The sequence below is a fragment of the Acinetobacter sp. 24-47-39 genome, from assembly GCF_056783825.1.
Map to the genome: position 1 here is coordinate 492,383 of NZ_JBWYIP010000001.1, position 14,502 is coordinate 506,884.

At 41.7% G+C, this 14,502-nt stretch carries 21 protein-coding genes; 18 read left to right on the forward strand and 3 right to left on the reverse strand.

Annotated elements, in window-relative coordinates; genetic code table 11:
* Positions 1-4: 4 nt before the first annotated feature.
* Genes AC1M9C_RS02420 through xseA form a run of 3 tightly spaced genes read right to left on the reverse strand, consistent with a single transcriptional unit; the run spans position 5 to position 2,139 of the window.
* On the reverse strand, positions 5-688 hold the full coding sequence (locus AC1M9C_RS02420; RefSeq protein ID WP_481953152.1) for a hypothetical protein: 684 nt from the start codon (positions 686-688) through the stop codon (positions 5-7).
* Between the two features lies 1 nt (position 689).
* A complete protein-coding gene (xseB, locus tag AC1M9C_RS02425; RefSeq protein WP_481591012.1) occupies positions 690-884 on the reverse strand; it encodes an exodeoxyribonuclease VII small subunit in 195 nt (64 codons plus the stop codon).
* Positions 877-2,139 (reverse strand): exodeoxyribonuclease VII large subunit, encoded by a 1,263-nt coding sequence (xseA, locus tag AC1M9C_RS02430; RefSeq protein ID WP_481953153.1) that lies wholly within the window; start codon positions 2,137-2,139, stop codon positions 877-879. The genes xseB and xseA overlap by 8 nt, the downstream gene beginning before the upstream one ends.
* Before the next feature lie 324 nt (positions 2,140-2,463).
* Here xseA and AC1M9C_RS02435 point away from each other — a divergent pair, with 324 nt between their 5' ends.
* From AC1M9C_RS02435 to AC1M9C_RS02520, 18 genes are all read left to right on the forward strand, one after another.
* Positions 2,464-2,694, forward strand: coding sequence for a hypothetical protein (locus AC1M9C_RS02435; RefSeq protein WP_481953154.1), 231 nt, complete (start codon positions 2,464-2,466; stop codon positions 2,692-2,694).
* A 506-nt stretch (positions 2,695-3,200) separates the two neighbouring features.
* Entirely contained in the window at positions 3,201-3,371 is a 171-nt protein-coding gene (locus AC1M9C_RS02440; RefSeq protein WP_171319224.1) for a hypothetical protein, read from the forward strand.
* Complete coding sequence (locus AC1M9C_RS02445) at positions 3,368-4,015, forward strand: putative metallopeptidase (RefSeq protein ID WP_481953155.1); 648 nt, start codon at positions 3,368-3,370, stop codon at positions 4,013-4,015. The genes AC1M9C_RS02440 and AC1M9C_RS02445 overlap by 4 nt, the downstream gene beginning before the upstream one ends.
* A 46-nt stretch (positions 4,016-4,061) precedes the next feature.
* Positions 4,062-4,544, forward strand: a complete 483-nt coding sequence (locus AC1M9C_RS02450; RefSeq protein ID WP_168396906.1) for a DUF2280 domain-containing protein — start codon at positions 4,062-4,064, stop codon at positions 4,542-4,544.
* Entirely contained in the window at positions 4,522-6,048 is a 1,527-nt protein-coding gene (gene terL / locus AC1M9C_RS02455) for a phage terminase large subunit (RefSeq protein WP_481953156.1), read from the forward strand. The genes AC1M9C_RS02450 and terL overlap by 23 nt, the downstream gene beginning before the upstream one ends.
* An 8-nt stretch (positions 6,049-6,056) precedes the next feature.
* A complete protein-coding gene (locus AC1M9C_RS02460; protein WP_481953157.1) occupies positions 6,057-7,415 on the forward strand; it encodes a DUF1073 domain-containing protein in 1,359 nt (452 codons plus the stop codon).
* Entirely contained in the window at positions 7,390-8,199 is an 810-nt protein-coding gene (locus AC1M9C_RS02465; RefSeq protein WP_481953158.1) for a phage head morphogenesis protein, read from the forward strand. Before AC1M9C_RS02460 ends, AC1M9C_RS02465 begins: the two co-directional genes overlap by 26 nt.
* A 119-nt stretch (positions 8,200-8,318) precedes the next feature.
* Entirely contained in the window at positions 8,319-9,062 is a 744-nt protein-coding gene (locus tag AC1M9C_RS02470) for an NYN domain-containing protein (protein WP_481953159.1), read from the forward strand.
* An 89-nt stretch (positions 9,063-9,151) separates the two neighbouring features.
* Positions 9,152-9,343: a hypothetical protein gene (locus tag AC1M9C_RS02475; protein WP_481953160.1), complete on the forward strand. Its 192-nt coding sequence runs from the start codon at positions 9,152-9,154 to the stop codon at positions 9,341-9,343.
* A 60-nt stretch (positions 9,344-9,403) separates the two neighbouring features.
* Entirely contained in the window at positions 9,404-9,868 is a 465-nt protein-coding gene (locus AC1M9C_RS02480; RefSeq protein ID WP_481953161.1) for a hypothetical protein, read from the forward strand.
* A 3-nt stretch (positions 9,869-9,871) separates the two neighbouring features.
* Positions 9,872-11,059, forward strand: a complete 1,188-nt coding sequence (locus AC1M9C_RS02485; protein WP_481953162.1) for a DUF2213 domain-containing protein — start codon at positions 9,872-9,874, stop codon at positions 11,057-11,059.
* 14 nt (positions 11,060-11,073) lie between these two features.
* Entirely contained in the window at positions 11,074-11,544 is a 471-nt protein-coding gene (locus AC1M9C_RS02490; RefSeq protein ID WP_481953163.1) for a structural cement protein Gp24, read from the forward strand.
* 6 nt (positions 11,545-11,550) lie between these two features.
* On the forward strand, positions 11,551-12,546 hold the full coding sequence (locus tag AC1M9C_RS02495; RefSeq protein WP_481953164.1) for a DUF2184 domain-containing protein: 996 nt from the start codon (positions 11,551-11,553) through the stop codon (positions 12,544-12,546).
* Positions 12,547-12,559: 13 nt separating this feature from the next.
* Positions 12,560-12,940, forward strand: a complete 381-nt coding sequence (locus AC1M9C_RS02500; RefSeq protein WP_481953165.1) for a hypothetical protein — start codon at positions 12,560-12,562, stop codon at positions 12,938-12,940.
* Positions 12,941-12,948: 8 nt separating this feature from the next.
* Positions 12,949-13,332: a DUF4054 domain-containing protein gene (locus AC1M9C_RS02505; RefSeq protein WP_481953166.1), complete on the forward strand. Its 384-nt coding sequence runs from the start codon at positions 12,949-12,951 to the stop codon at positions 13,330-13,332.
* A gap of 9 nt (positions 13,333-13,341) precedes the next feature.
* The gene (locus AC1M9C_RS02510) at positions 13,342-13,536 is read left to right on the forward strand and encodes a hypothetical protein (RefSeq protein ID WP_481595305.1); all 195 of its coding nucleotides are present in this window, start codon (positions 13,342-13,344) and stop codon (positions 13,534-13,536) included.
* A 7-nt stretch (positions 13,537-13,543) separates the two neighbouring features.
* The gene (locus tag AC1M9C_RS02515; RefSeq protein ID WP_481953167.1) at positions 13,544-14,026 is read left to right on the forward strand and encodes a hypothetical protein; all 483 of its coding nucleotides are present in this window, start codon (positions 13,544-13,546) and stop codon (positions 14,024-14,026) included.
* The gene (locus AC1M9C_RS02520; protein ID WP_481595303.1) at positions 14,019-14,459 is read left to right on the forward strand and encodes a hypothetical protein; all 441 of its coding nucleotides are present in this window, start codon (positions 14,019-14,021) and stop codon (positions 14,457-14,459) included. Before AC1M9C_RS02515 ends, AC1M9C_RS02520 begins: the two co-directional genes overlap by 8 nt.
* Positions 14,460-14,502: the final 43 nt, after the last annotated feature.

Below are 14,502 nucleotides of genomic sequence, written 5' to 3' on the forward strand. Positions count from 1 at the left end.
TAATTTATTTAAATTTATTTGGGATATTTAAAAATTGACTATAGTTTTCAGGGAGGTAAGTGATTACTTCAAGTCTATCTAAGTTAATTCCATAACATTTATAGTTACCACACAGAATAGGTTTGACTCTGAATTGTTCGTTATTTTGTTTGATATAACCAGTAGTGTATTCACAAATTTCAGATGTCTTAATCTTATCAACAGTAGAAATAATATCTTTTTTACCTTTATTATAGAATGTAAGAATGAGCAATAGACTAAAGATAAATATAAAGAAATAGATAGTAGTAGTAAACCAAAATGAATTTACCATTTTGACAAACTTAGAGTAAATAATCGGTTTCTGAAATTCAAAACTAGATAATAGTGCATCAACTCTGAATTTTTCATTTTCTTTTTCTGAAGGGTGAATCGCCAAAACATGTAATAAAAATGCTATGGCTAAATACAACATAGAAAATGCAATTAATAATACTAGTTTATTTAAATTATCTAAAAACGTAGTAGATAGATTTAAATAACCAAAAAATGAAACCTCAAAATAATTCATTCCTAAGGATGAGATGTCTATTCCCAACGGTTCACTTATTCCTGAAAAATAAGCAATTTGGCAACCATAAATGAGTGCTGGTAAATAAATAAGGAAAAAAGATATTCTTTTTAAGAAGCTTTCAAGTGAATTATGCATTTCAATCCTTAAATGTCTCATTCAAAGCTTGTTGAACGGCGTCTACACGTGATTTACAGGCTTTATATGCTGACATCGATTCTTCAACAATTTTCATCAAATTATCAATATCTGGTTCATCTTGAGACTCAAGCAGCTCGGCGTTCTTTTTGAGAATTTCATAGCCTTCTTTAAACGTTAATTCTTTCTTAGTCATTGCTTGATACCTGAGTCACATTGGCATTGATAATACCATCCTGTAATTCTACTTGAATGCTATCACCTGATATTTGTTGAATAGAACGTATGGCTTTGCCTTGGCTACGGACGATACCAAAACCTTTGGCCATAACATTTTTGGGATTCTGAAGTAATGTTTCGCGTATGAGAGATTCAACTTGCTGAGAAGCCAGCTTAACCTGTTGCTGTGCTAAATATTGAGTGGTGTCTTTAATTAAGTCTAAATTTCGATTAGTTAAACTAATTTGATTATTCGCCAGTGTCTTGATTGACTTTATGTATTGATCATTCTGGCTTTGATACGCCGTGATCTGATGCTGAGATAACAACTTAATAGTTTGTAGAGAATCAGTTACATCTTGGACACGCTCTACAATCAAATTACGTATACCTCCAATGACCTTACTGGGTGTATCAAAAGATCGATGTGCAATTTCATCTAGAATCGTTCGGTCTTTTTCATGGCCAATACCGACCCAGATAGGGACGGAACGCTTACAAAGCAGAGCTGCCAAATCAAAATCATTTAAATATGCTAAATCATTTACAGATCCACCACCGCGTATAAGAACGATGAGATCAGGGGCAACTTCATAATCTTTGACCCATTGCTTAAGGGCAGTTATTAAAGAATCTCGGATACTTGTTGGCGCTGTATTGCCTTGGAAAGTTGCACTGTGATAAACGAAATGGCAGACACCGGCTTTGTCTAATGCGTCAGCATCCTTTTTGAAATCGCCTAAACCTGCAGCATTTTCAGGTGCAATGACCAGGACATTTTGAATATCAAACGGCGTAGGTAGCTGTTTATTTTTATCTGCAAGACCTTCGGTTTGTAATTTTTCTAATGTCTGCTGATAGCGCCGTGCTATATCACCTAACGTAAATCTTGAATCAATATCTTCTACATTAACTGAGAAACCATATTGAGGGTCAAACTTGGCTTTAACTTTTATCAGAACATTAAGATCTCGTGATAACTCAATACCACTTTCACGTTCGAACTTTAGAACCATCTTTTGAGCAGAAGACTTCCAAATAGTGGCCTTACAACTAGCGATCACTTTGTCTGAACCTTCCTCTTTTTCAGCCAGCTCAAGATAGTAATGTCCGCTTTTAATATTTAAATTTCTTATCTCTGCTTTGACCCAAACAGATTCATCAAAGGTGACCCTTATAACTTCTTGAACAGTAGATAAATATTCACTTAATGTTAGCTTATAATCAGACATCATTGGGCAGCGAGATGAAGTTACCTAAAATACTAACGAACATACTGTTCAAAGACAATAATGAATGTTTGACCTTGCGCAAGGGTTATGTCATATTTGTGCTATAGTGACCGAAGTGTACGTTGATGCACTAAGTTATTTTAAAAGCTCGCCAGTGGTGGGCTTTTTTGTTATCAATATTTCTTTTTTTTGGTGATAAAGTTACGAAGTATAGTGTTTTAACCGTTTGTTTGTTCTGAAAGCTTTAATAACAGGCAGTTGTCATTGTTTGAACTTTTGAATAAGGCATAATGGGCTTCTTAAATTTAGAGCTTATTTTTATTTATGTTAGATGTAAACCAGTTAAACAATATTTTTAAAGAAACATTAGCGAATAATAAAAAACCTGAAAGAATATTGATAGGCTACAAGCTATATGCAGAGTTAATGAAAGATAGAAGGTTTTTTGAAGAGGTAGTAGGATCCGCTATGAATCCTAGTAAGCGTACTTATCAAAATATTAAAATTAAGATTACTCAAGATGATAGACAGCTTGAATTAAAATCTTCGGGTTAATGAATTCTTCTAATATAATATTGTAACTTATTGCTAATGCTACGCTTTTAGAAACCGAATATTATTTATGCACAGGACCTAACCTGTTCTTCAATTTTACCTCCTCACCCAGGAGGTATTTTTTTGCCATTTAAATTATTAACATAATTAATCGTTCATTGAATTAGCAAGTTAAAGCGATAAATAAATTCCCTTACATTAACTTTATTTTTCAAGTTTAAAGGGGTGTTAATGTGATCTTGGGTTGTAACCGTAAGCAATACGGAAGTGTTCAAGTTGAAATACGGAATTGCGTTTTCCTTTCAATAAACCTGGATGTTTAACATCTAACTTGAATTTCTAACGCATGCATGTATTTGCACCATGCCAACCTAAAGGGCTCGCAGGTAAGAGCAAGCCCTTTTTGAAGTACTTGCCGAACTTATTACGGCACTAAACCTCACTAACGTAATTGTTAGTGGGGTTTCTTTTGTTTGAAATATTGTATTAACGCGGTAGGGACTTATATGACAGATCGTGTGCAAGCTAAACAAGATTTACAGTTCTGTTGTGCGGAGCTGGCGAAATATCAAAACCTCAGCCGTTCTGGTCTTAAGCGTCATCAGATGATTGCCATTGATGAAATCATGATTGAGCTGAAAGAGCGTATCCGAAACTTACGGAACGTACTGCAATGAGCAATGAAGTCGGACAAGCCATACCAGTTCGACCACACCCACCAAAAGAAATATTCGATTTAGATACGCCTAACTTTATCCCAGCACCCGAACTGTGGGCATGGATTAAAGCTGTATTCCTAAATGAACATTCTGAAGTGTTTAACCCTGATCATATTCACCTGGACTCATTTTACTGGCCACAGATCGCCGTGATGTGGGCAAACGGCGGATTTATCAAACAGGGGCGTTTTGTCGTTGGTCAAGCTGAAAAAGTCATGATCAATATGGGTGGATGGAAGAAAGCACGCCAAGAGGAACAATTTGAACAATGGTTTGGTCAAGTTCCTGAATATCTCATTACGGTTGATGCCAAATTTGCCCAAGTGGCGAATGATATTGCATTTTGTGCACTGGTTGAGCATGAGCTTTACCACATCGCACATAAGCGTGATGAATGGGGTATCCCACAATTTAACCGTGAAACAGGTTTACCAAAGATTGAGATCAAAGGGCATGACGTGGAGGAATTCACTGGTGTGGTACGCCGTTATGGTGCAAGCGAAGAAGTTCAAATCATGATTGATGCAGCGAAACAGCGACCTGAAATTTCAAGAGCCGATATTTACCATGCGTGTGGTACTTGCCTTCTGAAGGTCGTTTAAATTTTTTTGTCCATTAAGTTGGACGTAGTTGGACGGATAAAGAGCAATGGCAACGCTAAATCAAAAGCACAAACTCTTTATCGTGCGTAGCTTAGCGCAGTGGAATACACCTACTGAAACCGTTGAGCTTGTCCAACAAGAGTTTGGCATCACTATTTCACGTCAGCAGTGTGAGGCATACGACCCGACCAAACGGACAGGGCAAAACCTCAGTAAAGCATTAGCTGATGAGTTTTATAAAACCCGGGAGCAGTTCCGTAAAAACACAGATGAAATGCCCTTGGCAAATCTCGCCGTGCGCTTACGTCATTATGAGAATTTGCTGAATAACCCACAGAACAAACGCAATCCGATTTTACAGCTGACCATTCTTAAACAGGTGGCTGAAGATGTCGGTGGCAAGTACACCAATAAAACAGAATTGACTGGCGCAGGTGGTGGACCATTACAAAGCGAAAATGTTACCTACGTGGATGCTAGCCCTGAATTAGTGAAGCAGGTGTTAGATGAACTCGAAAGTAAATACTAGACCGCTTGAGATAAAGATTGAACGTGAGAAATGCGAACGTGAACATTTGTTTTTCACACGCCGTTTTTTCATGCCTCGTATGGGGTTTAAGTTCTCAGTTAATTGGCACCATGAATATATTGCATGGGCAATTGATGAAGTCATTGCTGGTCGCATTGAAAATTTAGTCATTAACGTTCCACCGGGTTCGGGTAAGACTGAACTACTGACCAATCTGATTGCACGTGGTATTGCTCGAAACCAGCGTTCACGGTTCTTGTATTTATCATTCTCGCAATCACTTGTAGAAGATGTGTCATCTACGGCGCGAAACATTGTGAAATCGGCAGATTTTCAAGGCTTATGGCCTGTGAAGATCTCGACTAGTACCGATGCTAAGGCAAGCTGGAAAACGACTGTAGACGGCTATGAAGCGGGACATGTTTATTCCGCTTCGATGGGTGGTCAAGTTACGGGCCGCCGTGCAGGTACTTTGGCAGATGCTGGATTTACTGGTGCGATTATCCTGGACGATCCGCTCAAGCCTGAAGATGCATTTAGTAAGACGGCACGTAACAAGGCAAATCGTAAGATTCTGAACACGGTCAACTCACGTAAAGCCAAATCATCTACACCGATTATTCTGATTATGCAGCGTTTACACGTTGAGGATCCGACTAACTTTGTGATGACTGGCAACGTGCCAGGGAAATGGCATCAGATCTCGATACCGGCACTGATTGATGATGCTTACATCAATACCTTGCCTGAGCATATACGCCGTAAAGTGCCACGTGATGTCGAGCGTGACGAGAAAGGGCGTCAGAGTTATTGGCCACTGAAAGAGTCTTTACAGTCATTACTGCAGTTAGAGAAGGGCGGTCAGGATAAAGACGGCGCTACAGTGTCACGTTATACGTTCAGCAGTCAGTACCAGCAAGAGCCTAAAAAGCTTGGTGGTGACCTTGTTAAGGCTGAATGGTTCGATCGATACCATGAGTTACCAGTACTCAAGTGGCGTGCAATATGGGCAGATACGGCGCAAAAAACCAAAGAGCATAACGACTATTCAGTGTTCTTATGTGCAGGGCTTGGTTATGACAATCGTCTGTACATCATCGACGTACGCCGTGGAAAATGGGAAGCACCTGAGCTGATGAAGGAAGCCAAGGATTTCATCAATAAGCATAAGGAAAGCAATACCAAGATCGGCAAGCTTCGATACATGGCCATTGAGGATAAAGCATCTGGAACGATGTTGATCCAAAACATTTCGCGTGAAACCACATTACCGATCAAAGCGATTCAGCGTGATACAGACAAGCTGACTCGTACTATGGATGTGGTGTTCTATGTTGAAGATCGCCGTGTTGTTCTACCTGTGAGTGCGCCGTGGTTATTGAATTATGTTGAAGAAATCGAGGGTCTTAAAGCCGACTTCACACATGAGCATGATGACCAATGGGACCCTACTATCGATGCGATTAATGACTCACTTGCGAAAAAGCCGACTGTATTTGATTAGAGGTATTTATGGCTAAAGATAAAAAGTCTGATACAGGCGGTAAAATTAAAACGCTTGTAGCAGATGCAGTAAAACAGGCAATCAACGCTATTGGTGATGCTGGTGCATATACCAACTTGGTATCCAATATTGGTACCGAGCGTGACAAAGCCACAGGTGGCAAGTTCGTCCGTAAAGACATTGACGATGATCAACTTGAAGCGGTGTATCAAAACTGGCTTGCACGCCGTATTGTCAATCGTCCTGCATCTGACATGCTTCGAGCTGGATGGTTCTATGAAGGCATTCAAGGTGATGATTTAAAACGCCTTGAAGAAGCGTGTAAGGCATTTCACTTAGAGCATGTGCTTTTATCAGGCTTAATCCTGTCTCGCCTCTACGGCGTTGTGTATATCCTGCTTGGAACGGCTGACGGCGCTGCCTTAGATCAACCTTTAGATATTTCCAAACTCGGCCAAGGTCGTTTGGAATTCTTCACAGTCGTGAAAAAGAAATACATCACGGCGGATAAAAATAGCTATTTGCCACCGTCGGCATGCTGTGGGCTGCTAAAACAGCCTGAATTTTACGAAATGAAAATGGGGAATGAAGCGAAAAAGCGCATTCATCATACTCGCTTGATTCGTATTGCTCATGCCGATGTGGTCAATGAAGAGCCTCAAAGCATCTTGCAAGAAGTCTATGAGGATCTTCTTGACCATGCCAGTGTAAAGCGTGGATCTGCTAGCCTTATTCATGAGTCGAAGATTGACGTCATTCAAACGCCGAACTTGGTCGATAAGATTAGAGAGGATATGAAAGGCGTCATGGAACGTTTCATGTCTGTGGGGCTGATGAAAAGCCTAAACGGTATGTTAGTCCTTGATGCTGAAGAAAAGTACGAATCAAAAACGTATAGTTTCGGCGGCTTGCCTGACATGATGCGTGAATTCTCTGTTCAGACGGCAGGCGCGGCAGATATCCCTTATACGATTCTGTTTGGCCAATCACCTGCAGGCATGAATGCCACTGGTGAGCATGACACTCGTAATTATTACGACTCGATTGCTACTAAGCAGGAATGGGACCTTAAGCCGATCTTGATGAAGTTTCTCGCCGTGATCTGTCAGTCTACTTTTGGACGTCAATTTCCTGAACTGGATGTGGTATTTAATCCGCTTTGGCAATTGGATGCGAAAGTCCGTGCGGAAGTGGAAAAAGCCAATGCTGAGCGTGATGAGAAGTATCTCAATATGGGCATCATCACTGAACCGCAGATCGCTCGTCAGCTGAATATCGACGGCGTTTATTCTGTCATTGATGAAAAACACATCAAATTGCTGGAAACCATGGTGAAGCCAAATGACGACGATCATACAGATCCTTAAGCCTCAGCTTCAGCAGATCAAGAAAAGCAAGAAAGGACGCAAGGCTAAGCCCAAGGCAGTCAAGGTCAATCGCCGTGTTGAGTTGTTTTATACACGTCAGCTTTTGGTAATCTCCAAATATTGCCAAGACCAAACCAAGGATTTAGTTTTACCTACGGTAGGTCACAACATTGGTGATAACTGGGTGACTGATCTATTCACAGCATTACGTGAAAAGATGGTCAAATACACCATGGAAGTGTCGGTATCTTTGGCCACTAAGGTGGTCATGGATACCAGTAAAGAAGTGGATAAGCAGATCGCAAGCCATACTAAGACCATTGTTGGTGTGGATTTGACGCCGTTTTTCCGTGGTGCTGATATTCAGGATGAGATTGATACTCAGATTGCTGCAAACGTATCTTTGATTAAATCAATTCCAATTCAGTACACCGATAAGCTAGAAGCTTTGGTGATGAATGCTTTGCAAACAGGGCAGACCAACGAAGATCTGGCTCAGGAAATTAAAAAGCTCGGTCATAGTACGGACTTTCGTGCACGACTGATTGCAGCCGATCAGATGGGTAAGATTAACGGCGCTATCAACAAGAAGCGTCAGACGTCGATGGGTGTGGAAACATACGATTACTTAACGGCAAAGGATGAAAGGGTTCGGCCATTATGTCGTCGTCACCATGGGCAGACCTTTCGATGGGATACACCTCCTGATGGTGGTCACCCTGGTGAAAAGATTGGTTGCCGATGCACGGCAGTACCGAATTATGAGGATATTCTGGTGGGCTAACAAACTGTATTGACATAAATCAATTATGTGCATATATTATTTCACATACCCCTTGGTTGTAAGCCGTCTACCATTTAGACATCGCCGAACCCTAGGGGTTTTGTGTATCTGGGGGATATATGGCAAGAACTGCAATTTTAGTTGATGGTGCTTTTTTTTTAAAAAGATATAAAACAATTTATACAAAACCCGAAGATAATACTCCTCAGGCAGCTGCTAAAAACTTATATACAATGTGTTTGTATCATTTAACAGAAGGTCGTAGAGACAAGACTACAAATAGCAGCAGTGAAACTAAAAGTAATAAAAGAGAACATGAGCTATACAGAATTTTTTATTACGATTGTGAGCCTTTAACTAAAAAACATCATTATCCAATCTCAAAGAAGGCTGTTGATTTTTCAAAATCAGAAATGGCAGTTTTTAGACAAGAGTTTTTTAAGTGTCTTAAAGAGCAAAGAAAAGTTGCACTTAGAATGGGATATCTTTCGGAAATAAGTGGTTGGACAATTAAGCCAAGTACAATGAAGGAGCTTTTGTCGGGCAAGCGAGATTATAATTCTTTAACTGATGATGATTTTAAGTTAGAAGTTACTCAAAAAACAGTGGATATGAAAATAGGGCTTGATGTAGCAAGCTTGACGTATAAAAAATTTGTAGATCAAATTATATTGGTTTCAGGTGATTCAGATTTTTTACCAGCTGCAAAACTAGCTAGGAGAGAGGGTGTAGATTTTATTTTAGACCCTATGCACAAAACGATACCACCTGATTTATCCGAGCATATTGATGGAAAGCGCTCTACTTGTCCAAGACCTAAGGCTAAGCCATCACCGCCAAAACCTAAGTTAGTTACTGCATAATTTCAAATTTTTAACCCACATAGGTGGGTTTGTATTGAATAAATTTTATAACTTTCATAAAGTTGATTCCCATTAGATAGGAATTATTTATGAAAGTAGAAGTTATTAATCACGATCATTTAGCCATTGATGCGAACTTAGAAGTTGTACCTCGAATTGGTGAAATATTTACCGGTACAACTGAACACGGCGACGAAGTTTCAGGTACCGTGCGTGATGTTGAACATAGTTATAATGCTGCTCGAGGTGGCCACTCAATTCGAGTGTATCTTAAGCCTTGATTGATCTTGAACATTGACCCACTTCGGTGGGTTTTTTATTGCCCACAGAAAGGTGATGTCATGCGTAAAAAGAAATTTTCCAAAGAGCGTTTTTATCGCCGCCTGGAAGCTCAAAACAAAAAAGCAGTACCACAGCCTGCTACCGATTGGGATGTCATGAAGGGTTGTTATTCAGACTGTCAGATTTATCCAGCTTTTAGTAATTGTTTGGATCAACACGATTTGGAAATGATTGCGAATAGCATAAAAAAGAAAGCGGAAGAAATAAGGGCGAATAAGCCCTTTTTTAATGACCAAGATTCACTAAATCAATTAGATACCTCCTGTGAACAACCAAAAAAACTATCAACTATTAATAAGCAATTTAGGTCAAGACCTTCGCCTGCACCACCACCTTCTGAAAATCTTGAATCATCAGTGCCAGATAACGACTCAGAATTGTTTGGTCGATGTTTGTTACACATGGCGGCAATTGTGGCTTGTGCACTTCTTTTATGCGGAATCCTACAAAAACTGAGTCATTAACTCATGAATAAAATTTACCAACTCAAAATTGGGGACTTTGCACCAAGCGAAAGTACACGCTCATTTACTCAAGAAGGGTATCTGAAGTGCGTCAACGTACGTTTGGCCAAAGCACCTCAAGTACGTCAGTACTACGCCTATGAATTTCCAAATTTAGAAGGCTTCTCAGCAGATCAGGTCATCAATGTCTATGTTGCAGCTGAGGATCTATTCAAACCTGAAGTCATTAAAGGATTCGACGGCGTAGATGCAACGGACTATCACCCACCAAAGAATGAAATCAATGCTTCCAACTGGAAGGAATACCACATTGGCGAATGTGAAAACGTGCGTCAGGAAGGTGATTTCATGGTCGGTGATCTGATCATTAAAGATCAGAACAGCATCAATGCCATTCAAAACAATGAGCGTGTCGAAATCTCATTGGGCTATGCAGCTGATCTTGTCCTTGAACAAGGCACGGCACCTGATGGTACGCCGTATCAAGCTCGCTTTATCAATTTTAAAGGCAATCACGTGGCGCTGGTGAAATACGGTCGCTGTGGCGGTGATTGTCGCGTCGGTGACCAAAACCCAAACCCAACAGAGGGAAAAACAATGGAAGTAGTTGTAAACGGTATTCGTTTCGATATCGGCGATAACAAGCCCTTAGCGGATGCCTTGAAAATCCAGCAAGACCAGATTGAAAACTTGAAAGCGGCAAAACTGAAAGTCGGTGACAAGCAATTTGCGATTGGTGATGAATTACCAGCGGTTCAAGCATTGGTGGACACTTTACAGACTGAAAATGCACAGCTGAAGCAGAAAGTCGGCGATCTTGAACAAAACCAAATGACACCTGAAAAACTTGATCAGGTCGTTGCAGAACGTGCTTCTGTCATTGCGGACGCCGTTGCATTGGTACCAGGTATCAAAACTGAAGGCTGTTCATGTGAGCAGATCAAGCGTGATGTGATTGCCGCGAAAGCAGGTGATTCATTAGTCGTTGCTGTCCTTGGTGGTGTCCCCGTGGGTGACGCTAAGCCTGAGCAAGTCGACACGGTATTCCGTGCATTGTCAGCGGTAAAAACGACCACACCAGGCAATGCTGTCGGTGATGCTTTGCATAAACAGCAACAACAGCAAAACAATAATCAAGACCCGAATGAAAATAAGGGTTATGACAAGTCTGCTGCATACAAAACAATTTAAGGGGAACTTGAATCATGGTTCAGCAATTAAATGCGGTGGTCGGTCAGCGTGGCCGTTTAACCACGAAAGAGGTCGTACTGTCACTGCCATTGTCAGGCCTAGTGAATGTGAATGACGGTGATGTGGTTGTCCGCACGACTGACGGTAAATCTGTGAAGTCTGTGACTGGTGCTACACCTACACGCTTTGGTGTTGTAGTACGCCACGGCGTTGGCAAGACTGGCAAAGATGCTTCAGGCAAGGAAGTCTATAAAGCTGGTGACATGTTGCCGATCATGTTTGAGGGTGCGATTTGGGTCAAACCGACTGCACCAGTCACAGACATTACCGCAGCGGTTTATGTAAAAACAGCAAACGGTACCACTGCAGCGCCGTTGGGTTCATTGTCGAGCTCAGCAACTGACGGAACAGAATTACCAGGTGCAGCATGGGAAACCGTGACCGGTGCCGATGGTTTAGCCCTTCTTAATCTTCGTGGAGCTTAATTAAACATGAGCAAATTAGCAAAAATGAAAGCGCGTTTAACGCCGATTTCACATGCCATTCAGGCACAAGTTGGCGATGCGTTCAACATGGATGCATTGGCACAGCTCTTCGTTAAGATCGAAGAACAGAACGAAATTACACCACAGCTGGCGCAGGTCCTTGATTATGCCAAGTTCATCCCAGTAACCAACGTCAATGCGGTTTATGGTGGTGGTGAAATCCTCTCTCGTAAAAAAGGCGTAGGCTTAGGTAAGGATTATGCTGGTACTGGTGATGATATCCCGCTTGCAGAAGTGGAATATGACACTGTGAGCCTGCCAGTGAAAGTTGGTGTGATTGGCTATCAATATTCAATCGTTGAATTGGCGACTGCACAAAAAATGGGGCTTCAAATCGAAGCAGATAAAGTTCAGGCTGCAAACTTGGCGGCTGAAAAGCACATGTCGAATGTCGCTTGGTATGGTTACACCAAAGCCAATGCCAGTGGACAGCTTGAACAGGTGAATGGCTTCTTGAACCAAACAGGCGTGACCATCGTGACAGGTCAGCATGACTGGGCTACGGCGACCATTGAAGAAGTTTTATCTGACTTCAATAATTCGCTGGCTGACTCAGCAAACCTGTTTGACGGTGATGCGTCTATTGAGCCAGATACCTACTTGATGGCATCAGCGCAGTACACACACCTTTCAACACGTGTGGTACCAAACTCTGGCGGTAAAACATTCCTGAAGTACATTGAAGAAAACAACATCTTCACCACTCAGGGTAAGCCATTAACGATTCGTGGTTCTGGTCGTGGTAATGGCAAAGGTACTGCAGGCGCTGACCGTTCGATCATTTATCGCCGTGATCCATCATGTATCCAGTTTAAAGGTGACAGCGTTGAGTTCTTAACAGCGCAACCGAAAGGCTTAGATGTACTTGTGCCTGGTCATTACAAATACCAAGGCGTTTGGCTGAAGCGTGTTGATTCACTTCGTTACCTTGACCATGCATAAGGATTAAAATCTCATGGCTAAATATTCATATACATACAGCGGCTCTAATGCCGCTTTTGTTTTTTCAGGCCTGGTGACTTTACCTAAAGGGATCGCCGTAGTAGTTGAAGCCAATCACCATAAAGCACTTCAAAAGAATAAGTTTGCTAAGCATTTGATTGATGCAGGTGAACTGGCTGTTGAAGAAATTGCAGAAGCGACTGAAAAGCCTGTTTCAGGTCGTGGTAAAGGCGCTCAATCGGGTAAAGACGACGGTAAAGGCAAGGATGAATCCAAAACTCCTGAGCTCACGATTGATGATGTGCGTAAAGCGCTGACTGATCTTGAAATCACCTTTGCTGAAGATGAAACCCTTGAGCAGTTGCAAGCCAAACTTGCTCAAGCCACTGAATAAGGTGATCTATGGACCCACAAGCTTTTAAATTGAAGTTCAAGTACGACACGGCGCTACTTAATTTAGCCGATGCAGAAATTGCAGATGCGTTAGAAGAAGCGGATCTCGTTGTGACGGCACTTGAATTTGGTGATCTGAAAGAACGTGCTGTGGGTCTATATGCAGCACATATTCTCAGAGTTGCACATAAATCAAAGTCAGGTAACAGCTTTTCAGATGCATCAAGTATGACTATTGCAGGTCAGAGCGTGAGTTTTTCACGTTCGGGTACTGATGCATTTTATAACCAAAGTATTTATGGTCAGCGTTACCTGGCATTAAAAAATTCAATTCCAGTTGGCAATGATGGAACCAATCCCAATCGTATCGGTGTTGGTGCTTTCGTTGTTTAGGAGCAAGGCATGTCATTTAAGTATCAAGCGCCTGAAAACTTTAAAGCGACTTCGCTTGAAATTGCAGGCACCACATACAAGGTTGAAAAAGGTGTGATCGAGTCGGATACCGACATTGCACACATCTTGGCACCACATGGTTTTAAACGTGCGGTACCTGAAATCAAAGCAGAACCTAAAAAAGAAACTGCTGCTGCAAAGTAGGTGATGTATGAGTGATTACCGTGTTGATGCTGATGTTGATTTTAACGAGGTCAATGAACGTGTACGTGCTGAAATACGGCGCACGGTAAATGCACTCACACTTAAACTTCAGCGCACTATTCAGGAAGACATGCTGACAGGTCAGCGCTTGAATGTGCAGTCTGGGCGTTTAAGGGGATCTGTTGCATCTAAGGTGGAAGAGGGTAAGGATTGGATCGAAGGTACAGTCGGTGCGGGTGGTGCTTTGGTACCTTATGCCTTTGCTCATGAATTTGGGCTTAAAGGTGCATTGGCCATTAAGGCGCATCTTCGGATGATCAAGAAAGTCTTTGGTCAGCCGATCACAGCACGTCAAATCATGATCAAAGCCCATTCTCGTAAAGTCGATATGAAAGAGCGCCGTTTTATGCGTGATTCATTGGATGAAGTGGCGAAGAGTGTGCCGAAGAATATTGATGCTGCAATTGAAAGGGGATTGAGCAGTGAATAGTGAAGCCATTTACCAGGCATTGTTTGATCGTCTATCGGGTATCGATGGGATTAAAACCACGAGTCGCAGGCTAAGGCATTTTAACCATGTTACACCCGAACAGCGCCCAGCGTTATTTGTGACGCAAGGCAACCAGACTGAAGCACCGATCAAAGGCTTGGATGCCAAGGTTGAACTTGAAGCGGAAGTGTACGTTTACATTCATGAATCAAATCCATCTATACCGCCGAGCGTGCAGTTAAATCAGATGATTGATCAAGTACGTGCCAAGCTTGCGCCTGATCATCCTGACATCTGCGAATACCAAACCTTAGGAGGATTGGTCGAGCATTGTTGGATCGAGGGCACGATCGAAGTTTTTGAAGCAGTGGAAAATATGCTTGATGACCAAGGGATTGCCATTATTCCGATACGGATCCTCACCACTACCTAAAGCAATTCATAAATTCCATGACCGCCAATACGGCGGTTTTCTC